This window comes from Stenotrophomonas sp. Sm2128, from assembly GCF_030985535.1.
In the GTDB taxonomy this organism is placed as follows: domain Bacteria; phylum Pseudomonadota; class Gammaproteobacteria; order Xanthomonadales; family Xanthomonadaceae; genus Stenotrophomonas; species Stenotrophomonas maltophilia.
This window is the reverse complement of sequence record NZ_JAPTFQ010000022.1, coordinates 36,985-57,759: the sequence shown is the minus strand read 5'-3', so window position 1 is coordinate 57,759 and position 20,775 is coordinate 36,985. Positions and strand designations below refer to the sequence as shown.

17 protein-coding genes are annotated in these 20,775 nt (G+C 66.3%); 9 read left to right on the top strand and 8 right to left on the bottom strand.

The window, feature by feature from the left end; all coding sequences use genetic code 11:
• Positions 1 to 511 precede the first annotated feature (511 nt).
• From O0K41_RS08795 to O0K41_RS08785, 3 genes are read left to right on the top strand one after another with little or no spacing between them, the layout of a single operon-like run.
• A complete protein-coding gene (locus tag O0K41_RS08795) occupies positions 512 to 1,141 on the top strand; it encodes a superoxide dismutase (protein ID WP_049451607.1) in 630 nt (209 codons plus the stop codon).
• Positions 1,138 to 1,677, top strand: coding sequence for a flavin reductase family protein (locus tag O0K41_RS08790; protein ID WP_308304486.1), 540 nt, complete (start codon positions 1,138 to 1,140; stop codon positions 1,675 to 1,677). The genes O0K41_RS08795 and O0K41_RS08790 overlap by 4 nt, the downstream gene beginning before the upstream one ends.
• A complete protein-coding gene (locus tag O0K41_RS08785; RefSeq protein ID WP_005409958.1) occupies positions 1,677 to 2,012 on the top strand; it encodes a tetratricopeptide repeat protein in 336 nt (111 codons plus the stop codon). The genes O0K41_RS08790 and O0K41_RS08785 overlap by 1 nt, the downstream gene beginning before the upstream one ends.
• A 5-nt stretch (positions 2,013 to 2,017) precedes the next feature.
• Here the strand turns inward: O0K41_RS08785 and O0K41_RS08780 are convergent, their stop codons facing one another.
• Positions 2,018 to 3,166, bottom strand: coding sequence for an acyl-CoA desaturase (locus O0K41_RS08780; RefSeq protein WP_005413710.1), 1,149 nt, complete (start codon positions 3,164 to 3,166; stop codon positions 2,018 to 2,020).
• Between the two features lie 11 nt (positions 3,167 to 3,177).
• Positions 3,178 to 4,248, bottom strand: coding sequence for a ferredoxin reductase (locus O0K41_RS08775; protein WP_171039742.1), 1,071 nt, complete (start codon positions 4,246 to 4,248; stop codon positions 3,178 to 3,180).
• A gap of 92 nt (positions 4,249 to 4,340) precedes the next feature.
• Between O0K41_RS08775 and fabR the strand changes: the two genes are divergently transcribed.
• From fabR to O0K41_RS08760, 3 genes are all read left to right on the top strand, one after another.
• Entirely contained in the window at positions 4,341 to 4,997 is a 657-nt protein-coding gene (gene fabR / locus O0K41_RS08770) for an HTH-type transcriptional repressor FabR (RefSeq protein ID WP_005409961.1), read from the top strand.
• A gap of 276 nt (positions 4,998 to 5,273) precedes the next feature.
• On the top strand, positions 5,274 to 7,433 hold the full coding sequence (locus O0K41_RS08765; protein ID WP_149501165.1) for a TonB-dependent receptor: 2,160 nt from the start codon (positions 5,274 to 5,276) through the stop codon (positions 7,431 to 7,433).
• Positions 7,423 to 7,983, top strand: coding sequence for a thioredoxin-like domain-containing protein (locus O0K41_RS08760; protein ID WP_049451613.1), 561 nt, complete (start codon positions 7,423 to 7,425; stop codon positions 7,981 to 7,983). Before O0K41_RS08765 ends, O0K41_RS08760 begins: the two co-directional genes overlap by 11 nt.
• 69 nt (positions 7,984 to 8,052) lie before the next feature.
• On the opposite strand, the gene mntR is transcribed toward O0K41_RS08760, so the two are convergent.
• Positions 8,053 to 8,523 (bottom strand): manganese-binding transcriptional regulator MntR, encoded by a 471-nt coding sequence (gene mntR / locus O0K41_RS08755; RefSeq protein WP_014037494.1) that lies wholly within the window; start codon positions 8,521 to 8,523, stop codon positions 8,053 to 8,055.
• Between the two features lie 116 nt (positions 8,524 to 8,639).
• Here mntR and O0K41_RS08750 point away from each other — a divergent pair, with 116 nt between their 5' ends.
• The gene (locus tag O0K41_RS08750; RefSeq protein WP_049451614.1) at positions 8,640 to 9,971 is read left to right on the top strand and encodes an Nramp family divalent metal transporter; all 1,332 of its coding nucleotides are present in this window, start codon (positions 8,640 to 8,642) and stop codon (positions 9,969 to 9,971) included.
• 113 nt (positions 9,972 to 10,084) lie between these two features.
• On the opposite strand, the gene O0K41_RS08745 is transcribed toward O0K41_RS08750, so the two are convergent.
• The 4 genes from O0K41_RS08745 to O0K41_RS08730 are packed head-to-tail and all read right to left on the bottom strand — an operon-like array spanning position 10,085 to position 14,331.
• Positions 10,085 to 10,411, bottom strand: a complete 327-nt coding sequence (locus O0K41_RS08745; RefSeq protein ID WP_049451616.1) for a thioredoxin family protein — start codon at positions 10,409 to 10,411, stop codon at positions 10,085 to 10,087.
• Positions 10,383 to 10,850 (bottom strand): flavodoxin, encoded by a 468-nt coding sequence (locus O0K41_RS08740; RefSeq protein WP_012480523.1) that lies wholly within the window; start codon positions 10,848 to 10,850, stop codon positions 10,383 to 10,385. Before O0K41_RS08740 ends, O0K41_RS08745 begins: the two co-directional genes overlap by 29 nt.
• Before the next feature lie 25 nt (positions 10,851 to 10,875).
• Positions 10,876 to 11,916, bottom strand: a complete 1,041-nt coding sequence (locus tag O0K41_RS08735) for a ribonucleotide-diphosphate reductase subunit beta (protein WP_005413719.1) — start codon at positions 11,914 to 11,916, stop codon at positions 10,876 to 10,878.
• Positions 11,917 to 11,967: 51 nt separating this feature from the next.
• Positions 11,968 to 14,331 (bottom strand): ribonucleoside-diphosphate reductase subunit alpha, encoded by a 2,364-nt coding sequence (locus O0K41_RS08730; protein WP_164221576.1) that lies wholly within the window; start codon positions 14,329 to 14,331, stop codon positions 11,968 to 11,970.
• Between the two features lie 431 nt (positions 14,332 to 14,762).
• Between O0K41_RS08730 and O0K41_RS08725 the strand changes: the two genes are divergently transcribed.
• The gene (locus tag O0K41_RS08725; RefSeq protein WP_088437022.1) at positions 14,763 to 15,740 is read left to right on the top strand and encodes a zinc-binding dehydrogenase; all 978 of its coding nucleotides are present in this window, start codon (positions 14,763 to 14,765) and stop codon (positions 15,738 to 15,740) included.
• Positions 15,741 to 16,056: 316 nt separating this feature from the next.
• Positions 16,057 to 18,684 (top strand): TonB-dependent receptor, encoded by a 2,628-nt coding sequence (locus tag O0K41_RS08720; protein WP_099530338.1) that lies wholly within the window; start codon positions 16,057 to 16,059, stop codon positions 18,682 to 18,684.
• A 108-nt stretch (positions 18,685 to 18,792) separates the two neighbouring features.
• Here the strand turns inward: O0K41_RS08720 and betT are convergent, their stop codons facing one another.
• Positions 18,793 to 20,772: a choline BCCT transporter BetT gene (betT, locus tag O0K41_RS08715; RefSeq protein WP_058982340.1), complete on the bottom strand. Its 1,980-nt coding sequence runs from the start codon at positions 20,770 to 20,772 to the stop codon at positions 18,793 to 18,795.
• Positions 20,773 to 20,775 lie beyond the last annotated feature (3 nt).

Sequence of the window (20,775 nt, the reverse complement as noted above, 5' to 3'; positions counted from 1 at the left end):
GGCCAGGACACGCAAAAGCCCCTCCATGGTGCTCGATGGCGCCATCCTTGGCGCCAACGGCCCTGTCCAGCGGCCCCCGCCCCCTCCTGACAGTTTCCTGCGAGCGCGGGCAGCGCAACAGCGCGCCGGTGAGGATTCGAAAAGCGGGTTCTGGTAGTGCCGGCCGCTGGCCGGCAACCCGACCTTCGCTGATTGCCGGCCAGCGGCCGGCACTACCACGTCCCTCCTGCTCCTGCCTTTGACTCCGTCTCCGCGCCAGCGCAGGGAGCTGTCCTGCAGGGGCTGATGGGTCAGCGCAGGACCGTTGGCGCCACGGATAGCGCCATCGAGCCCCCATGGATGGGTTCACGGCGTGTCCTGCGCTGCCCCATCAGCCCCTGCCTGCCAGGAAGAATCAAGGCGACGAACGCGCACGCATTTCAATCCCGCCCCTTGACCTCAACCAATGTTGAGGTGCGATAACAGTCTCCCCACGGTCAGCCCTCTGGCCTTCCCCACGGAGATTGCTTCAATGTCGTACTCGCTTCCCCCGCTCCCCTACGCCTACGACGCCCTTGAGCCGCATTTCGATGCGCGCACGATGGAGATCCACCACAGCAAGCACCACCAGACCTACGTCAACAACCTCAACGCCGCCATCGAGCAGGCTGGCATCGCCGAGCAGCCGGTCGAGGCGCTGATCGCCAACCTGGATGCCGTGCCCGAGGCCCAGCGTGGCGCGGTCCGCAACAACGGCGGTGGCCACGCCAACCACAGCCTGTTCTGGACCGTACTCAGCACCCACGGTGGTGCACCCGATGATGAGCTGGCCGCCGCCATCGACCGCGATCTTGGCGGCTTCGATGCCTTCAAGGACGCCTTCACCAAGGCGGCGCAGACCCGCTTCGGCAGCGGCTGGGCCTGGCTGACCAGCGATCGCGATGGCCGCCTGCAGGTGGAAAGCAGCGCCAACCAGGACAGCCCGTTGATGGGTGCAGCCGTGGGCCTGTCGGGCAACACCCCGATCCTCGCACTGGATGTCTGGGAACACGCCTACTACCTGCACTACCAGAACCGTCGCCCGGACTACATCGGTGCGTTCTTCAACATCATCAACTGGGCCGAGGTCGGCCGCCGCTACCGCCAGGCCAGGGCCTCATGAGCGGCGAGACACTGCCGTACGCCGGGCCGTCGGTCGAGATGCCGCCGCGCGCACTGCGGCGGCTGCTCGGCCACTTTCCTACCGGCGTGGCCATCGTCTGCGCACGCGATGCGCAGGGCAAGCCCATCGGCCTGACCATCAATTCGTTCGTGCCGGTGTCATTGCAGCCGCCCCTGGTGCTGTGGAACCTGGCATTGCACGCGCAGAGCCTGTCCACCTTCCAGCGCGCCACCCGCTTTGCGATCAGCGTGCTGGCGGCCGACCAGGAAGCGCTGGCCCGGCGCTTTGCCGATCCGCAGGTGCGCAACCGCTTCGATGGCCTGGCATTGCTGGATGACGACGAGGACGCCCCACCGCGCATCGCCGGTGCGGTCGCCCATCTCACCTGTACCCGCCACGCACAGTGGCCGGTGGGCGATCACCTGCTGCTGGCCGGCCGCATCATCGACGTGCACGAGAACGGCGGCGCGCCGCTGCTGTTCCATCGCGGCCGCTTCCAGCCCGGCCCGGCCGAGCTGCTGGTGGAGGTGCGCTGATGAACATCGAAGCTCTGGAATGCATGCTCGCCGCCGGCAAGGACGGCGCGCTGCTGCGCTTCGGCCTGGGCAAGGGCTGGCTGGACGCCGGCAATCCGGTGCGCGCGGCCACCCATCTGGGCCGTTGCGTGGTGCTTGATCCGCAGTACTCGGCGGCGTGGAAGCTGCTGGGCAAGGCCTGGCTGGCCAGTGGCCAGCCGCAGGCGGCGCGCGAAGCATGGCAACGCGGCCTGAGCGTGGCCGGCAGCAAGGGCGACCAGCAGGCACGCAAGGAAATGCAGGTGTTCCTGCGACGCCTGGACCGCGAGCAGGCGGACCTGGCGAAAGCGGGCTGAGTCGATCAGCCCGCGTTGGCCGATGCCGGTGCGGACATGATGTCCGACATCGGCAGGCGGCGCGGCTTGCTCGGGAACGCGTGACGCAGGATGCGCCAGACCACCTGGCCGAACTGGCGCGGCAGCGAGCCGTTGTTGTAGTGCTGGCCGTAACGGCGGCAGATGTCCTTCACTTCCTTGGCAATGGCCGCATAGCGGTTGGCCGGCAGGTCCGGGTAGAAGTGGTGCTCGATCTGGTGGCTGAGGTTGCCCGACAGCACGTTGATCAGGAAGCCGCCGCTGATGTTGGACGAACCCCGCAGCTGGCGCAGGTACCAGTGACCGCGCGATTCATTGCGCAGGCATTCCTTCGGGAAGGTTTCCGATTCGGCGGTGAAGTGGCCGCAGAAGATGATCACGTAGGTCCAGATGTTGCGCAGGCCGTTGGCCACCATGTTGCCCAGCATCACGGTGAGGAAGAACGGGCCGGCCAGCAGCGGGAAGAACACGTAGTCCTTCAGCACCTGGCGGGCCATTTTCCGCGCCACCGGGCGGGTCTGCATCCACATCGCACGGCCGCTGATGCGGCCCTTCAGCCAACGGCCCAGGCGCAGGTCCTGCGCGGCCACGCCCCACTGGAACAGCAGCGCGAAGATCGGTGCGATGATCGGCTGCAGCAGGTAGAACGGCTTCCAGCGCTGTTCCGGGAAGATGCGCAGCAGGCCATAGCCGATGTCATCGTCCATGCCACGCACGTTGGTGTAGGTGTGGTGGCGGAAATTGTGGGTCTTGCGCCAGTTGTCGGCGGTGGCAACGATGTCCCACTCGTAGGTGTTGCCGTTGAGCTTGGGGTCGCCGGTCCAGTCGAACTGGCCATGCATGACGTTGTGGCCCAGCTCCATGTTCTCCAGGATCTTCGACAGCGCCAGCAGCAGCGTGCCGGTGATCGCAGCCGGCCACAGCAGCGGCATCCAGAACAGCGGCGAGAATGCCGCCAGGAACAGCAGGCCACGGCCGCCCACGCCGAACCAGCGCACGGCGGCAGCCACCCGGCGGATGTAGCGGGTATCGGAAGCGCCGAGGCTGCCGATCACACGGTCGCGGATCGCGTCGAGTTCCTCACCGAAGGCATGCATCTCGGCAGTACTCAGGGCACGGTCGGTAGCGCGGGTCATGGCAGGCGTCCTCAGAGATCCAAAGTCAGGTCGGTGGTCGGTGCGCTCACGCAGATCCGCACCGGCTGTGCCGATTCGGACTGCAGGTCGCCGGTGCGCAGATGGCGGGTGGCGCCACTGACGCGATCACAGGTGCAGGTATTGCAGATGCCCATGCGGCAACCATGCTTGGGCTTGATGCCATGGGCTTCGAGGCTTTCCAGCAGCGAGCGGCCACGCGGCACGCTCAGCTGGCGCCCACTGCGCGCAAGCGTCAGCGACACTTCGCCTTCGCTGCTGGCATCGCGCAGCGGCGCCGGCGGGGTGAAGGCTTCGGCCTGGAAACCAGCCACCTGGTGCGCCAGGCGCTCACGCGCGGCAGCAACGAAGCCGTCCGGGCCGCAGGCCAGCACATGGCGCTGCGCCAGCGGCGTGTCATCGCCGGCCACCTGCAGATCATGGGTATCGATTCGCGCGGCCGGCGCCTCACCCTCGCGGGTGGTCAGCAGGTGCACGCGCAGGTTCGCATGGGCCGCGGCCAGCGCCTGCAGTTCATCACGGAACTGCAGATGGGCGGCGGTGCGCTCCCAGTAGAACAGGTCCACCGGCGCTGCCAGCGGGCGCTGGCAGGCGTCGCGCAACAGGCTGCGCATCGGCGTGATGCCGCTGCCGGCCGCCAGCAGCAGCACCGGCGCCGCGGCCGGCATATGGAACTCGCCGAAGGCGGCATCGAGGCGGAACAGTTCGCCCGGCTGCGCGTGGTTGACCAGGTGCTGGCTGACCCGGCCGCCATCGACCGCCTTGACGGTGATCGCCAGCTCGCGCCGACCCAGTGCGGTGGGGCTGTAGCTGCGCTGCCACAGGCGTCCTTCAATCTCGACGCCGAGGGTGACGTGCTGGCCAGCGCGCATGCCGGCCCAGTGCCGGTTGGTGCGCAGGACCAGGGTCGCCGCGCCCTCGCCGGCCGGCTCACGCCGGACCAGGCGGGCCACCGGCTCGCGCAGGGTCCACAGGGGATTGAGCTGGCCCGCCCAGAAATCGAACAGCGACGGCGAGACCCAGCGGTACGGAGAGAACAGGGACGGACGGACGACAGCGCTCATGAGCGAACTATACGGGCGCACATACACCTGTGTATACACGTGTATATTGAACCGGATTGGGTATGATTCAGCCTCGCCCCACCGGAACCCCCATGGCCGCCGCCACCGCCTTGTCGACGCCCGAAGATGCCAACAGCCCGGCCCGCCGTACGGTGAGCCGCGAGGATCTGCTGGCCGCCGCCCTGAAACTGATCGGGCCGCACCGCAGCCTGTCCACGCTCAGCCTGCGCGAAGTGGCACGTGAGGCCGGCATCGCGCCGAACAGCTTCTACCGTCAGTTCCGCGACATGGATGAACTGGCCGTGGCGCTGATCGACGCCGCCGGCCGCTCGCTGCGCACCATCATCGGCGAGGCCCGCCAGCGCGCCACCTCTACCGCCACCAGCGTGGTGCGCGTTTCCGTGGAGACCTTCATGGAGCAGCTGCGCGCCGACGACAAGCTGCTGCACGTGCTGCTGCGCGAAGGCGCGGTCGGCTCGGACGACTTCAAGCACGCGGTCGAACGCGAGCTGCACTACTTCGAAGAAGAGCTGCAGCACGACCTGGTGCGCCTGGCCGCACTGGATGGCGCCGTACTGCATGCCCCGGAACTGGTGGCCAAGGCCATCACCCGGCTGGTGTTCGCGATGGGCGCCACCGCCATGGACCTGCCGCCGGAGAAAGATCCGGAACTGGTCGAGCAGATCTCCACGATGATCCGCATGATCATCGTCGGCGCCCGCACCCCCGCCGCGTTCCGCCGCGGCTGACGATCGGCCCCGGGGCCGGGTCGCTTTCCTCAGGAAAGGGCACTGCCCCCGTCTCCCTGCCCCAAACGGCAACTCCAACTTCCGGACATGACGACCGGCAGGGTTGCCGGTCTTTTATGTAATGTTATAACACCGGCATGATCTGACTCGACCAGCGCTCCACTCGGAATTGCTGTGGCTTCTTTGTATAGCACTTGCTATATTGATGAGCCGCTGCTTTCATATGCGTCAGCCAGGTCGCCCTCGCCGCCTTTCTTCCCCAAGGACGACGCCCTCATGCCCGTTGCCACCCCCTTCTTCCATCGGCTGCCCCTGGCCGCCGCCATCGCCCTGACCCTGCCGCTGCCCGCACTGGCCGCCACACCGAAGCCAACCGAGCTGGACCGCGTGCAGGTCAAGGTCAGCACCGCCACCCGCAGCGAACGCCTGCTGTCCGATGTCCCGATCCGCACCGAAGTGCTGCGCAAGGAAGACATCGCGCTGCGCGCGGCCACCGACTTCTCGCGTGCCGCCGAGCTGATCAACGGCCTGCGCGTGGAGAGCAACTGCCAGAACTGCAACACCAGCGAAGTACAGCTGCTGGGCCTGCCCGGCGCCTACAACCAGCTGTTGTTCGATGGCATCCCGCTGCTGTCCACGCTGGGCAGCGTGTACGGCCTGGAACAGATTCCTGCCGGATTCGTCGACCGCATCGAAGTGGTCAAGGGCGGTGGTTCGGCGCTGTATGGGCCGGGTGCGGTTGCCGGTGTGATCAACCTGATTCCGCCGCTGCCGCCGCGCAGCGGTGGGCATGCCCAGGCCGGCGTGGATGTACTGAAAGGCACGCCGCAGAAGAACGCCGATGTGCGGCTGGACCTGGTGGCCAAGGAAGCAGACGCCGGCCTGTCGGTGATTGCCCAGCGCAACTGGAACAGCGGCATCGACTACAACGGTGACGGCTACACCGAGATCACCCGCAAGAACCTCAAGGTCGGCGGGCTGCAGGCCTGGTATGCGCCCACGCCGGGCACGCGGCTGCGCCTGGACCTGCAGGTGACCGATGAAACCCGCCGCGGCGGCAACCGCCTGGACCAGCCAGAGTATCTGGCCAACATCGCCGAATCGCTGGATACGAAATATCGCCGAGGCAGCGTGTCGTGGGATCAGGAAGTCAACGCCGACGTCGATTTCCGCCTGGCCTACGCCTTCGCAGACATCGATCGCGACAGTTTCTATGGCGGTCTTGGCGACGTCGTTACCGATCCGTCCGCGCCCGGCTATGACCCGTCGCAGCTGGACCCGAACGTGGCTGGCAGCGCGGCCTCGCGTTCATGGCGCCAGTACGGTCGCACCCACAACCCGCTGCACTACATCGACAGCCAGCTGAACTGGCGGCTGGGCGCGCACGCGCTGGCCTTCGGCGTGCAGTACAAGCACGAGGCGCTGCGCGACGACAATCGCACCGGTGACGGCCAGCGTCTTGCGGTGCTGGAGGATGCGACCTTCCACAACCTGGGCGCCTTCATCCAGGACGAATGGAGCCTGCGTGACAACGTCGACCTGGTGGTGGGCGCCCGCGTGGACAAGAGCTCGGAGCTGGACAACGCGGTGTTCTCGCCGCGCATCGCGCTGGCCTGGCAGGCTACCCCGAACCTGAAATGGCGCGCCGGCATCGCTACCGGCTTCCGTGCTCCGGAGATCTTCGTCGAGGACGTGCACGTCGATACGCTCGGCGGCGAACAGGTACGCGTGCGCAATACCGATGGCCTGAAGGAAGAGCGCGCATTGACCACCCTGTTCGGCTTCGACTGGCGTTCGGACCCGGCCAATCCGGTGTGGAGCTGGGATGCTACGGCCTCCTATGCACGCATCCGCGATACCTTCGCGCTGGGCGAGATCCAGCGCGGCGATGACGGCCAGCTGAGCCAGCTGCGCTACAACGCTTCCGGCTCGAATGTGCTGGGCGCGGAAACCAACCTGGGCTGGCAACCCTCACCGCAATGGCGCCTGACCGCCGGTGCCTCGTGGTATCGCTCGCGCTTCCGCGAACCGCAGCGCATCTTCGACGACACCGGCGACGGTGGCGACACCGTGATCGAAAGCCGCGACTACCTGAAGACCCCGCGCTGGACCGGCCTGGCACAGCTCAGCTGGATGCCGGCCGAACCGTGGGAGACCTTCGTCGCGCTGCGCCATACCGGGCCGATGTCGGTGCTGAACAACCGGCTGGGCGAGCTGCACCGCACGCGGTCATTCCTGGTCACCGACCTCGGGGCGCGCTGGCACCGCCATCTGGGCGCGCAGGCGCAGCAGGAAGTGTCGGTAGCTGCGGGCGTCAAGAACGTATTCGACCAGCGCCAGAAGGATCTGGAAGTGGGCGCGCTGCGAGACAGCGACTATGTCTACGGGCCGCGTTTCGCACGTTCGTGGTACGTCAACCTGCGCTATGCGTTCTGAGCTGCAGCGAGCGTTGTTGCTGGCCTGTGCCGTGTTGCTGGCCGCACCGGCGATGGCTGCGGACCTGCACGCGCAGGTTTCGGCCTCGCTGATGCGGCCGGAACAGCGCTCGCTGCGACCGATGCAGTGGACGCCGCCGCCGAAACTGGTGGCGCTGTACTTCGGCGCCGACTGGTGTGCACCGTGCCACGCCTTCGTACCCACGTTGCGCAGCGTGCGCGACGCGTTGCGCGAGGCCGGCGCCGATACCGAAGTGGTGTACGTCAGCCTGGATGAGAGTGAGAGCGCGCTGCGCCGCTACATGCACGCGCAGAATATGCCGTGGCCGGTACTGGACCCACGCCGCGCCGCGCGCATGCCCGCACTGCAGGCCTTGGCCGGGCTGGCCCCGCCGAATCTGGTATTGATCGATGCCGACGGCACGGTGCTGGCCAATGGCTGGCAAGGCCGGCGCTATGAAGGCCTGCAAGCGGTGTTGAAGGAATGGACCAAACGGGCCTGCGCGCAGGAACAGGCGCGCTGCCCCAGCGGCGCCATCCAACCACGGTAGCGCCGGGCCATGCCCGGCGAAAGGCATGAACGCGGCGACGCGCCCGCCGGGCATGGCCCGGCGCTACCGTTAAGGCGCCCCGCCCTCGGCCTTGCGCACGAACGCCTCGAACAACGCCAGCGTCTGTTCGCTCACGTGGTGCTCGATGCCCTCGGCATCGCGCCGTGCGGTATCCGGGTCCACGCCCAGCGCCAGCAGGAATCGCTCCACGGTCTGGTGGCGCTGGCGGCTGGCATGGGCCAGCGCCTCGCCTTCCGGAGTCAGGAACACGCCGCGGTACGGCCGCTGCACCACCCAGCCATCGCGGGCCAGGCGCCGCAGCATCTTCGCCACGGTGGGCTGGGCCACGCCCAGGCGGGTGGCGATGTCGACCTGGCGGGCCTCGCCGCCGTCGGCCAGCAGGTCCGAGATCAGCTCGACATAGTCCTCCACCAGCTCCATCCGGTGCGCCTCGCGCACTTGCCGGAAGCTCTCGACCTGGCGCTCGGCCTCGATCAAGGGGGTGCTTTTCAGCGATGTCGAATCGTCGGTCTTGCCCACGCCTGCGCCTGTCCTTCCGGGGGATCCGGTGTTGAACCTGAATTCTGGACCAGTGACGCGATAAAGACGATTGTTTCACATTGCTAATGACTATAGCAGGAGCTATATTCGAATCCATGAACACCCTGGCGCCCCGCGACCCTTCGGCCTCCACTCCGGCCAGCCTGGGTGCGCTCAACGCCTCGGTCGCGGTGCCCGACAAGGGCCATTGGTGGTTCCGCCTGCTGGCCTTCCTCGGCCCCGGCTACATGATCTCGGTCGGCTACATGGACCCGGGCAACTGGGCCACCGACCTCGCCGGCGGTTCACGCTTCGGCTACCTGCTGCTGTCGGTCATCCTCGTCTCCAACCTGATGGCGGTGATCCTGCAGGCGCTGTCGGCTCGGCTCGGCATCGCCACCGGCATGGACCTGGCGCAGGCCTGCCGCGCGCGTTACCCCAAGCCGGTGAACCTGGCGCTGTGGGCGCTGTGCGAGGCGGCGATCATCGCCTGCGACCTGGCCGAGGTGATCGGCACCGCGATCGCACTGAAACTGCTGTTCGATCTGCCACTGCTGTGGGGCGCGGTGATCACCGCCCTGGACACGCTGCTGGTACTGCTGTTGATGAACCGCGGCTTCCGGGCGCTGGAAGCCTTCGTGATCGCGCTGCTGATGGTGATCTTCGGCTGCTTCATGGTGCAGATCGCGCTGGCCGCACCGCCGGTGATGGACGTGCTGGGCGGATTCATTCCGCGCGCGCAGGTAGTGACCGATCCGCACGCGCTGTATATCGCGATCGGCATCATTGGTGCCACGGTGATGCCACACAACCTGTACCTGCATTCGTCCATCGTGCAGACCCGCGCCTACCCGCGCACCGATGAGGGCCGTCGCAGCGCGCTGCGCTGGGCGGTGACCGACAGCACCCTTGCGCTGACCCTGGCACTGTTCATCAACGCCAGCATCCTGATCCTGGCGGCGGCGGTGTTCCATGCCAATGGCCGATTTGATGTGGAAGACATCGAACAGGCCCACCAGCTGCTGGCGCCGATGCTGGGGGTGGGCGCGGCGGCAACGTTGTTCGCAGTGGCCCTGCTGGCGTCGGGCCTGAATTCGACAGTGACCGCCACGCTGGCCGGCCAGATCGTGATGGAAGGTTTCCTGCACCTGCGCCTGCCGCCGTGGCTGCGGCGGCTGATCACGCGCGCACTGGCAATCATTCCGGTGGTGGTGGTGATCATGCTGTTCGGCGACCAGGGCGCGGTAAAGCTGCTGGTGCTGAGCCAGGTGGTGCTGTCGATGCAGCTGCCGTTCGCGATCATCCCACTGGTGCGGATCGTGACCGACAAGGTGACCATGGGCGCGTTGGTAGCCCCGCGCTGGCTGGGCGCGATTGCCTGGGTGATCGCGCTGGTGATCGTGGGGTTGAACGTGAAGCTGCTGGTCGACATCTTCAGCGGCGGGTAATGCCAGATCCAGGGGTTGGACCCAGTAGATCCACGCCATGCGTGGATGCCTTTACACGATGCGGGGTCAGAGCCCTTGCCTCTGGCAAGGGATCCGACCCCACCATCTCCACGCTACAGATGCAACGCGATCGCGGCCTCGATCTGTTGCGGCGACTGGAATCCGGCCAGGCGCGTACGTTCGTCACCGTCACGGAACAGCGACAGCGTCGGCGTCTGCCGCAGCCCCAGCTCCCTGAAGAACGCCTCACCCAGCACTTCCAGCTGCACGCGCAGCAGGGTCGTGCCCTGCCCCGCCACGCTGTTGGCCACCCGGTGCAACGACATCTCCAGCATCCGGCACCCCGGGCACTGGTCCTTGTGGAAATCCACCAGCACCCGCGGGTGCTCGGCCAGCAGCTGATGGAACTGCTCAGGCGTGGTGGCGTCGATGATCTGCATCGGTGTTGCTCCAATAGTGGGCCAGGACCGCGTCTGTCCAGGCCTCGATGGCCCCCGCATGGCGTTGACCATGCGGCATCTGTTCGATTTCCAGCGGCGGATAGTCGCTGCGGAAGTAGCGGATCAGGCGGTGCACGGCGCCGCAGTAATACTCCTGCCCCCACTGCGTTTCGCCGGTGCCGAACACCGCCAGCTGCCGCGGCCGCTCGCCGCGCTCGGCGATGCCGGCCACCCATGCCTTCATCTCCGACGGCGTGCGGCCGGCGTTGTCGGTCCAGCAACCCAGCAGCACCAGGTCGGCCTCGTCGGCCGCCAGCGGCGGCGCCTGGCGCAGGTCGTCAGCCTCCTGCCAGTGAACCGCATGGCCGGCAGCGCGGCAGCGCTCGGCGATCTGCCGGCCGAGTTCGCGGGTATTGCCGCTCAACGAGGCGACCACCACCAGGATGCTCAGCGCGGCGCCGGACTCACAGGTCGTCGAAGCCGTTGTCGACGTTGGTCTTCTTGTAACTTGCATTGCGCATCTCGAAGAAGTCGGTCTTGGTTTCGGTGAAGTTGTCGGCGTAGGCCTTGATCCACGGCATCACGTTGTCGGTGGTATCGCTGTACAGGCGCTCGATGCCGAGCATGCCGGCCATCTTGTTGGCGCGGTACTTCACGTAGCGCACCATCTCGTCCACGTCGATGCCGTCGATGCCATCCAGCACCTCCGACGACCACTGCGTCTCCAGCTCGATGGCATGCTCGAACGATTGGTGTACGTAGGCGGTCAGCTCATTGGTCTGCAGCTCCGGGTTCTCGCCGATGATGGCGCGGATCAGCTCGCTGATGAACTTGGTATGCGCCAGCTCGTCGCGGTTGATGAAGCTGATGATCTTGCCGGTGCCGTTCATGCGGTTCTGCCGCACCATGTTGTAGAAGTAGGCGAACCCGGAATAGAAATTGATGCCCTCCAGGATCGAGGACTGGATCAACGACTTGAGCAGGGTCTCGGCGGTCTTCTCGCGCATGAAATCGTCATACGCCCCCATGATCGGCGCATTGCGCTTGATGATGGTTGGATGGGTGCGGGCGATCTCGAAGATGCGGTTCTGGTTCGGCAGGTCGGTGATCGAGGCCAGCACGTAGCTGTAGCTCTCGTTGTGGATCACTTCCTGCTGCCCGATGATCGCCGCATTGGCGTGCGCGGCCGGGTCGGTGATGTACTCCGCCACGTTGTAGATGAAGCGGGTCTGCGGTGAATCCAGCGTGGCGAGCAGGCCGATGATCGAGTCGTAGGCGTTCTTCTCGCGTGCGTTCAGCTCGCCGTACTGGCGGGCGTCCAGCTTCATGTCGACCTCGTCGGGAATCCAGAAGTTGGTGGACAGCTCCTTGTAGGCCCGATAGAACGACGGGTACGGGATGTCGTTCCAGTTGAGGATGCCGCTGGTCTGGCCGTTGATGATGCCGGTGCTGCGGTTGGGATGGCGAGGTTCGAGGATCTTGATGCGGTCGAGGGGAGTTGCCATGGTTTTCTGCCTTCGTTCTCTTTCTATCGTGTTGGCCGCCACTACCATTGATCAGCTGGAGCACCACTCGCATTCGCTGATGTCGATGTCGTTGGAGCGCACGTAGTAGGTGGTCTTCAGGCCCTCGCGCCAGGCGCTCAGGTGCAGCTCCAGCAACGTGCTGGCGCGGATGGTGCTGGGCACGTACAGGTTGAAGCTGATCGACTGGTCGACATGGCGCTGGCGGCGCGCGTTCTGGCGCACGCTGGCGAACTGGTCGACCTTGTAGGCCCCCTTCTCGTAGTACGGCCAGGTTTCCAGCGACAGGCCCGGCGCCGCCACCGGCCGCCGGAAGTCCTTCTTTTCCTCGTAGTAGAACGCGCTGTAGATCGGGTCGATCGAGGCCGTGGAGCCTGCAATCTGCGCGGTGCTCATGTTCGGCGCCACCGCCAGCAGCCAGCCGTTGCGCAGGCCGTGCGTGGCCACCTCGTGGGCCAGGCTGTCCCACGCGGCGCCACTGTAGTCGCGGTCACGGAAGTAACGCCCGTTGTGCCAGTCACTACCCGCGAACATCGGGTAGCTGCCCTTCTCCTTCGCCAGCTGCGCGCTGGCCTGGATGGTCAGGAAATTGATGCGTTCGTAGAGCCGGTCGGCCAACGCCTCGGCATCCGGTGATTCCCATTGGATTGCCTGCTGCGCCAGCAGGTGGTGCCAACCGAACGTGCCCAGGCCGATGGCGCGATACTTGCGATTGGTGATCGTGGCCTGCGGCACCGGCAACGCATTGAGGTCGATCACGTTGTCGAGCATGCGCACCTGGATCGGGATCAGGCGCTCCAGTACATCGGTGGCCAACAGGTCATCCGGTGCGCTGATCGCCCGGCCGAGGTTGATCGAGGACAGGTTGCAGACCACGAAATCACCGGCACGGCGTGTGGTGACGATCTGGTCGCCGCTGACGATCTCCTGGATCATCCGCGTCGGGCTCATGTTCTGCAGGATCTCGGTGCACAGGTTGCTGGAATAGATCATGCCCGCGTGCTTGTTCGGATTCCTGCGATTGACCTCGTCGCGGTAGAACAGGAACGGGTTGCCGGTTTCCAGCTGGCTGAGCATGATCCGCTTGAACAGATCGATGGCCTTCACCGTACGTCGGCTGATGCGCTCATCGGCCACCAGTTCGGCGTAGCGGTCGCGGAAGCTGCCCGCGCCGCGCTTCTCGTCGTAGACGTCCTGCAGGTACCAGCCCTTGGCCTGCTTCACCTCGTGCGGGTCGAACAGGTACCAGTCGGCGCGGCGCTCCACCGCCTCCATGAACAGGTCGGGCACGCACACCGAGGTGAACACATCGTGCGCGCGCAGGCGCTGGTCGCCGTTGTTGAGGCGCAGGTCCATGAACGCTTCGATGTCGCGGTGCCAGATGTCCAGGTACACCGCCACCGCGCCCTTGCGCTGGCCAAGCTGGTCGACCGACACTGCGGTGTTGTTGAGCTGCTTGATCCACGGCACCACGCCGCCAGAGGAATTGGCCACGCCACGGATCGGTGCGCCACTGCTGCGCACATAGCCCAGGTAGGCGCCAACGCCGCCGCCATGCTTGGACACACGGGCGATATCGGTGTTGGAGTCATAGATGCCCTGCAGGCTGTCATCCACCGTGTCGATGAAGCAACTGGACAGTTGCCCACCCACCTTGCCGGCATTGGCCAACGTTGGTGTGGCGACCGTCATGTACAGGTTGGACAGCGCCCAGTACGCCTCGCCGACCAGCTGCATGCGCCGCTCACGCGGTTTTTCTTCCTGCATGAGGTACAGCGCGATGGTCAGCCAACGCTCCTGCGGCAGCTCGTAGACCTCGCGGCTGCGATCGCTGGCCAGATAGCGCGTGGCCAGCAGGTACAGGCCGTTGTAGGCGAACAGTCGGTCGCGCTCCGGATCGATCATCTCGCCGGCCTGCTGCAGCTCTTCCTTGGAATAACAGCGCAGGATGTCGTTGCTGTAGATGCCACGGTCGGCCAGGCTCTCCTGCAGGCCGACATACGAACCGTACTTCAGGCTGACATCGTAGAAGCGGTTGCGGCTGGCGCGCTTGTACAGGCGGCGCAGGTAGATGCGCGCGGCGAACTGCTCCCACTCCGGTGCGACCAGGTCCACGCGCGATTCGGCCTCACGGATCAGCAGATCGACCAGGTCGTCGGCGCTGATGCTCGGTTTGCGCTCGACCATCGCCTGCACCACGCGGCGATAGTCGCTCACGTCCAGCTGCGGGAACTCGGCATGCACGGCGTCGATGCTGCGCTGCAGGCGCTCGGCCTCGAACGGCAGGCGGCGGTTGCCGGCCTCCTTGGTGATCCAGGTCGGCACGCGCTCGCCACCGGCGCGCAAGGCGTCGCCGGCGCCGGCCAGATCGGCCACGCGGAAGGTACTGTCGGTCATGGTGGTGAAACTCCAGGCTCGCACGCGCTTTGGCGGTCGACGCCATGGCGGCCCTGAACGCGATACCGGCGCACGGGGCGAACGGGTGGATTGCCAGGGCACGGGAACGTAGGTCGTCGGCATCTGCCTGCGCCTGCGGCCGGTATCCGGGCCGTGGGGGCGACCTGCGTCCGCACGATGGCGGCCGCGTCGACACGGCAAGCCTTCAGGGGCGGTCCGCGGGACGTTTGCTGCATGTCCGGCGGCGGCGGCTGACCGGGAGTGACGGCCACAACATAGTGGGGATATCCCGAACCGTCAACACAAGATGCGGTAATCAGCACATGTCGCGACGATCAGTCGCAGGATGCCGTGTTGCAGCTGCGGCGCCTTGTCGACAACGCCTGCGTCCCCAGTTCGGTACAACATCCACTTTCCCCGGAACACCGCCCATGCGCGCTGCCCAGTACCCCTCCTTCGGCAACCCGGCCGACGTCCTTGCCATTGCCGATGCGCCGCTGCCTGAGCCCGGCCCCGGCGAGGTGCGCATCCGCACCGTGCTGGCCTCGATCCACAACCACGATCTGCTGACCGTGCGCGGCCTCTACGGCTACAAGCCGACCCTGCCGGCGATCGGTGGCAGTGAAGCGCTGGGCGTGGTCGATGCACTCGGCGATGGTGTCGACGGCCTGCAGATCGGCCAGCGCGTCGCCGCGGCCTCGGTACACGGCACCTGGGCCGAAGCGTTCATCGCACCGGCACGCATGGTGATTCCGATGCCGGAGGCGATCCCCGACGAAATGGCCGCACAGCTGATCGCCATGCCGCTGAGCGCGCTGATGCTGCTGGAGTTCCTGCACGTCGAGCCGGGCCAGTGGATCGTGCAGAACACCGCCAACGGCGCGGTGGGCAAGTCGCTGGCGATGCTGGCGCGGGCGCGTGGCGTGCATGTAGCCAACCTGGTGCGCAATGCGGATGCCGTCGCACAGTTGCAGGCGCTGGATATCGATCATGTGTTCGACACCTCGGTGGACGGCTGGAAGGATCGCGTTCGTGAAGCGACCGGCGAAGCACAGGCGGCGGCCGCCGTGGATTCCATCGGCGGCGACGCCAGCGGTGACCTGGTCGACCTGCTCGGCCACCACGGCACGCTGGTGTCGTTCGGAGTGATGAGCGGCGAACCGATGCGCATTCCCGCCGGCGGCCTGATCTACAAGGAAGCCACGGTGAAGGGTTTCTGGGGCAGCAAGGTCAGCCAGGCGATGGCGGTGGAGGACAAGCGCCGGCTGGTCGGCGAACTGCTGAAGCGTGCGGGGAGCGGCGAACTGACCCTGCCGGTGGAGCAGATCTTCGCACTGGACGACATCGCCCAGGCAGCGAAGGCTGGCGCCGGTTCGGGTCGTAACGGCAAGGTGCTGCTGCGGCCTTGATGCCTCAGCGGATGGCGCTGTCCCGGTAATGGCGCTGTCCCGGTAGAGTCGACTGTCAGTCGACTCTCGCGCGTAGCGCGGGGGGAAAAGGCTTCTTTCCACAGGGAAAGGGCTGTGACCCTGCAGGGTATGCGGACCAACGGTCCGCACCCACCAAAGATCGGTGCCGCACCCACCGAGTGGGTCTGCTCCAACGGAGGCACCGACTTTCGTTAAGAACCTGTGATGTATAACTGAATGCGCTTTCGTCATTGGAAGGCGCACGTGCCTGCGTGCGGTACTGACGGCTCCTCCCCCGTTCGGCGTTGTCGCTTCCATGTACCGCACCACCCTGAACCTGCTTGCCGGCGCGATCGCGCTGGGCCTCACCGCCGGCGCTGCCGGCGCCGCTGAAACCGCCGACACCGGCAAGGACAGCACCACCCTCGGCGCCGTGCTGGTGACCGGCTCCAACATCAAGCGCAGCGATACCGCCGGGCCGAATCCGGTGCAGATCGTCAGCCGCGAACAGATCGAGCAGACCGGCCGCTCCACCCTCACCGACGTGCTGCGCAACCTGTCGGCCAATGCCGGCAACAGCTTCGACGAGCAGTACACCGGCAGTTTCGCCGCCGGCTCGGCCTCGATCGGCCTGCGTGGCCTGTCTCCGAAGAACACGCTGGTGCTGGTCAACGGCTACCGCGTCTCCAACTTCGGTTTCGCGCTCAACACCCAGGACACCTTCGTCGACCTCAACGCGCTGCCGATCAGCGCGGTCGAACGCATCGAAGTGCTGAAGGACGGCGCTTCGGCGGTGTACGGTTCCGATGCCATCGCCGGTGTCATCAACATCATCCTGCGCAAGAACTTCCAGGGCGTGGAAGTCGGCGGCGGCTTCGGTACCGCCACCCAGGGCGGCCTGAACGAGCGCAAGGCCAGCCTGCTGGCTGGCTTCGGTGACCTCGAACAGCAGGGCTGGAACGTGCTGTTCGGGCTGGACCTGCTCAAGCGTGATCGCCTCGACGCCGACCAGCGTGCCTACACCCGCAGCGGCGATTTCCGCGACAAGCCCGGCGGTCGCCTGGCCGGTTGGTCCACCGCCGGTGGCAACTGGCTGTCCAACCCGCGCGCACCGCAACCGTTCGCCAACTGCCCGGATGGCAGCCAGCTGCGCCCGTACAGCGATTTCGGCAGCACCCTGCCCGGCCAGGCCTGCGCCTTCAACGCCCAGCCGTTCAAAACCCTGCAGCCCGGCGCCGAGCGCCTGCAGGCGTCGTTGAGCGCGACCTACCGCTTCAACGACAGCGTCGAAGCCTTCGCCGACGTACTGTACAGCCACAACAAGGCCGACCAGATCTTCAGCGCGCCGCTGACCGTCGGCCCGGGCCTGCGCGCGTACAACCCGGCCACCGGCACCCTGATCGACGTGCCGGCGGTGCTGCCGGTCGGCCATCCGAACAACCCGGGCAGCGTGCCGCTGCCGTTCGAGTACACCTTCTTCGATCTCGGCCCGCGCCTGAAGGACAACACCCAGGTGTTCTACCGTGCGCTGGCCGGCGTGCGCGGCAGCGGCGAGCGATGGGACTGGGAAGTGGCGGCGCTGACCTCGCAGAGCGCGCAGCGCGAATACGTCGACAACTTCGTCAACCGCTACGCGTTCGAGCAGATCCTGCGCGATGGCAGCTACAACTTCCTCAACCCGTCCAGCACGCCGGGCGCGCTGGATGCACTGCGCCTGCAGACCAAGCGTCCGGGCTGGTACAAGCTGCATTCGTTGAACGTGAAGGCCTCGACCTCGCTGTGGGAGCTGCCGGCCGGTGCGGTCGGCTTCGCCTGGGGTGCCGAGTTCCGCAAGGAATCACTGGACGCGCGCACCAGTGCGCAGGTGCTGTCGGGCACCGAACTGCGCCCGGCCATCAACGTGGTCAACGGCGAGCGCCAGGTCAGCGCCGCCTACGCCGAACTGAGCGTGCCGCTGCACCGCACGCTGGAGCTGCAGGTGGCCGGTCGTGGCGACCACTATGACGACTTCGGCAACGCGTTCTCGCCGAAGGTGGCGCTGCGCTGGCAGCCGCTGGACAGCCTGCTGCTGCGTGGTTCGTTCTCGCGTGGCTTCCGTGCACCGTCGCTGCCGGAGATCGCGCCGGGCCAGACCGTCAGCTACGGCTCGGTGATCGATCCGCTGGACCCGCTGCAGCCCGGCGGCAGCCGTGGCGTGACCAACATCCGCACCGGCAATCCGGACCTGAAGGCCGAACGCTCGCGCAACTTCAACGTCGGTGCAGTGTGGTCGCCGGATGGCGACACCAGTATCGGCCTGGACTGGTACCGCATCGAGCAGGACAACCTGGTCAAGCCGGACAGCGCGCAGTTCATCGTCGACAACCCGACGCTGTTCCCCGGACGCGTGCAGCGTGATGCACAGGGACGCATCCAGTTCATCACCAACCAGTATGCCAACCAGGGCGAACTGACTACCTCGGGGCTGGATCTGGAAGCCAACCGCACCTTCCGCACCGAAGGCTGGGGCAACTTCACCGTTGCCGGCAGCTGGACCCACCTGCTCAGCTTCAAGCAGCCGCTGGTGGCCGGCCAGGCACCGTATGAAGGGGCCGGCAACAACCGCCACGGCGCACTGCCGCGCACCCGCGGCACCACCTCGTTGAACTGGGCAGTGGGCGACTGGAGCAGCACGCTGAGCCTGCAGTACGTGAGCGGCTATGACCAGCGTGTGGCGACGGCCACCAGCAACCCCGGCCTGCGCGACCGCATCAAGCCGTATCACCAGCTGGACCTGTACGTGGCGTACGAAGGGATTCCCAACACCACGCTGTCGCTGTCGGTGCTGAACCTGACCGATAAGGACCCGCCGTTCGACCCGGCCGGTGGCTCCAATGGTTTCGACATCAGCCAGTACAACCTGCGCGGGCAGTTCATTTCGCTGGGGGCGCGCTACCGGTTCTGATGCGCCAACGGGGCGGCGGTGATGGGCCGCCCCGTTCGCGTTGCCGGCCAGCGGCCGGCACTACCATCGAATCCACCGACCGCCGGGGGAATGCCCGGCGGTCGTGTATTACCGGCTCAGGTGCAGGAACTGCAGGTGCCGTTCGTACTGGCTGATGATGTCGTTGATGATCTGCTTGCGGCTGTAGCCCACCAGGTCGTAGTCCTGGCTGCCTTCGAACAGATGCACTTCAGCGCGGTAGTAGCGCTGGTTGCGCAGCTGCTGGGCGGCGAACGACGGGGTCAGGTAGCCGCTCAGGATCACCCGGTACAGGAAGTCCTGCTGCTCGCCGTGGTTCACCGTCAGCTCCATGTCGCCGGCCTCGAACCGGGTGGATACATCCCAACCCTGCCCGCGCAGCTGTTCGGCCACCGCTTCCATCGCCGGCTTCACCGTATCGTCCATGAAGCGGTAGACCTGGTCGCGCACCGGGAAGTGCATGGCCTGGCTCAGGCGCTGGCGCCAGCCCTGATGATGGCGATCGTCGCCGATCAGCGGTGAAGGGCGGTACTGCAGCGCGCGCTTGCGGTGCGACTCGTCACTGAAGGCGCGGGTCAGCCCCCACGTCATCAGCAGCAGGATCGCCGAGAACGGCAGCGAGGCCAGCACCACCGCCGATTTCAGCGCATCGATGCTCCCAGCCAGCAGCAGCCCGGCGGTCAGCACTGCGATCACCGTGCCCCAGAACACGCGAAGCCAACGCGGACCATCATCCTCCGGCGCACCGCCGTGCGAGGATAGCGTGGACAGCACCACCGCGCCCGAATCAGCTGATGTCACGAAGAAGATGAAGCTGACCAGCACCGTCACCGCGATCACCGTGCGGCTCCACGGGTAGCCATCCAACAACGCGTAGAGCACCGTCGGAGGATCATCCACCGCCAGCTGTGCCAACTGCTGCTGGCCGTGGTGCAGCACCTGGTCCAGCGCGCTGTTGCCGAAGATCGACAGCCAGGCCAGGGTGAAGCCCAGCGGGATCAGCAGCACGCCGAACACGAATTCGCGGATGGTGCGGCCCCGTGAGATGCGTGCGATGAACAAGCCCACGAACGGTGCCCAGCCGATCCACCATGCCCAGTAGAACACCGTCCAGCCGCCCAGCCATTCCGGTCGGCCGCCATAGGCGTACACATCAAAACTCTTGCCGACCACGCTGCCCAGGTAGTCGCCCAGGTTCTGCATCAGCGTGCTGAGCAGGTACTGGGTGGGGCCCGCGCACAGCATGAACAGCACCAGCGCAATCGCCAGCAGCATGTTGATGTTGGCCATCCAGCGCACGCCCTTCTCCACGCCGGAGACGGCCACGGCCACCGCCGCGCCCATCATGCTGACCACCAGGATGATCTGCACCAGGTTGGAATGCGGGATGTTGAACAGGTGCGCCAGGCCGGCATTCAGGTGCAGCACCCCGAAACCCATGTCGGCACCGATGCCGAACACGGTGGCGACGATGCCCAGCGCGTCCACGGTGTAGCCGATCGGGCCATTGATGCGCTTGCCGATCAGCGGGTACAGCGCCGAGCGCAGCGCCAGTGGCAGGTTGTGGCGGTAGGCGAAGTAGGCCATCGCCATCGCCGCCAGCGCGAACACACCCCAGCCGTGCAGGCCCCAGTGCAGGAACAGCAGCTGCATGGCCTGGCGCGCGCCGGCCTCGCCCGCAGCCGGATCGCCCTGCGGCGGCTGCAGGTAGTGGGTCAGCGGTTCGGAAACGCAGAAGAAGAACAGGGTGATGCTGATGCCGGCAGCGAACAGCATGCCGGCCCAGGAAAGGTAGCTGAACTCCGGCTCGTCATGGTCGGCGCCGAGCTTGATGCCACCGTACTTGGACAGCGCCACGCCGACCACGAACACCAGGTAGAGGGTCATCGCCAGCAGGTAATACCAGCCGACATTGAGTGCGGCCCAGTCCTGTGCCTTCAGCAGAAGGCGGCCCGCACCAAGCGGGAACAGGCTGACGAACAGCGCGAACGCCACGACAACGATCGCCGCGAAGGCGAACACAGGCCGAAGGGTGCGCACCGGGGATTGTTGCGGCTCCAGTACATCCATGGG

Coding starts and splice junctions, on each gene's coding strand:
- O0K41_RS08795 (WP_049451607.1), top strand. CDS start 512: ATGTCGTACTCGCTTCCCCCGCTCCCCTACGCCTACGACGCCCTTGAG.
- O0K41_RS08790 (WP_308304486.1), top strand. CDS start 1,138: ATGAGCGGCGAGACACTGCCGTACGCCGGGCCGTCGGTCGAGATGCCG.
- O0K41_RS08785 (WP_005409958.1), top strand. CDS start 1,677: ATGAACATCGAAGCTCTGGAATGCATGCTCGCCGCCGGCAAGGACGGC.
- O0K41_RS08780 (WP_005413710.1), bottom strand. CDS start 3,166: ATGACCCGCGCTACCGACCGTGCCCTGAGTACTGCCGAGATGCATGCC.
- O0K41_RS08775 (WP_171039742.1), bottom strand. CDS start 4,248: ATGAGCGCTGTCGTCCGTCCGTCCCTGTTCTCTCCGTACCGCTGGGTC.
- fabR (WP_005409961.1), top strand. CDS start 4,341: ATGGCCGCCGCCACCGCCTTGTCGACGCCCGAAGATGCCAACAGCCCG.
- O0K41_RS08765 (WP_149501165.1), top strand. CDS start 5,274: ATGCCCGTTGCCACCCCCTTCTTCCATCGGCTGCCCCTGGCCGCCGCC.
- O0K41_RS08760 (WP_049451613.1), top strand. CDS start 7,423: ATGCGTTCTGAGCTGCAGCGAGCGTTGTTGCTGGCCTGTGCCGTGTTG.
- O0K41_RS08750 (WP_049451614.1), top strand. CDS start 8,640: ATGAACACCCTGGCGCCCCGCGACCCTTCGGCCTCCACTCCGGCCAGC.
- O0K41_RS08745 (WP_049451616.1), bottom strand. CDS start 10,411: ATGCAGATCATCGACGCCACCACGCCTGAGCAGTTCCATCAGCTGCTG.
- O0K41_RS08735 (WP_005413719.1), bottom strand. CDS start 11,916: ATGGCAACTCCCCTCGACCGCATCAAGATCCTCGAACCTCGCCATCCC.
- O0K41_RS08730 (WP_164221576.1), bottom strand. CDS start 14,331: ATGACCGACAGTACCTTCCGCGTGGCCGATCTGGCCGGCGCCGGCGAC.
- O0K41_RS08725 (WP_088437022.1), top strand. CDS start 14,763: ATGCGCGCTGCCCAGTACCCCTCCTTCGGCAACCCGGCCGACGTCCTT.
- O0K41_RS08720 (WP_099530338.1), top strand. CDS start 16,057: ATGTACCGCACCACCCTGAACCTGCTTGCCGGCGCGATCGCGCTGGGC.
- betT (WP_058982340.1), bottom strand. CDS start 20,772: ATGGATGTACTGGAGCCGCAACAATCCCCGGTGCGCACCCTTCGGCCT.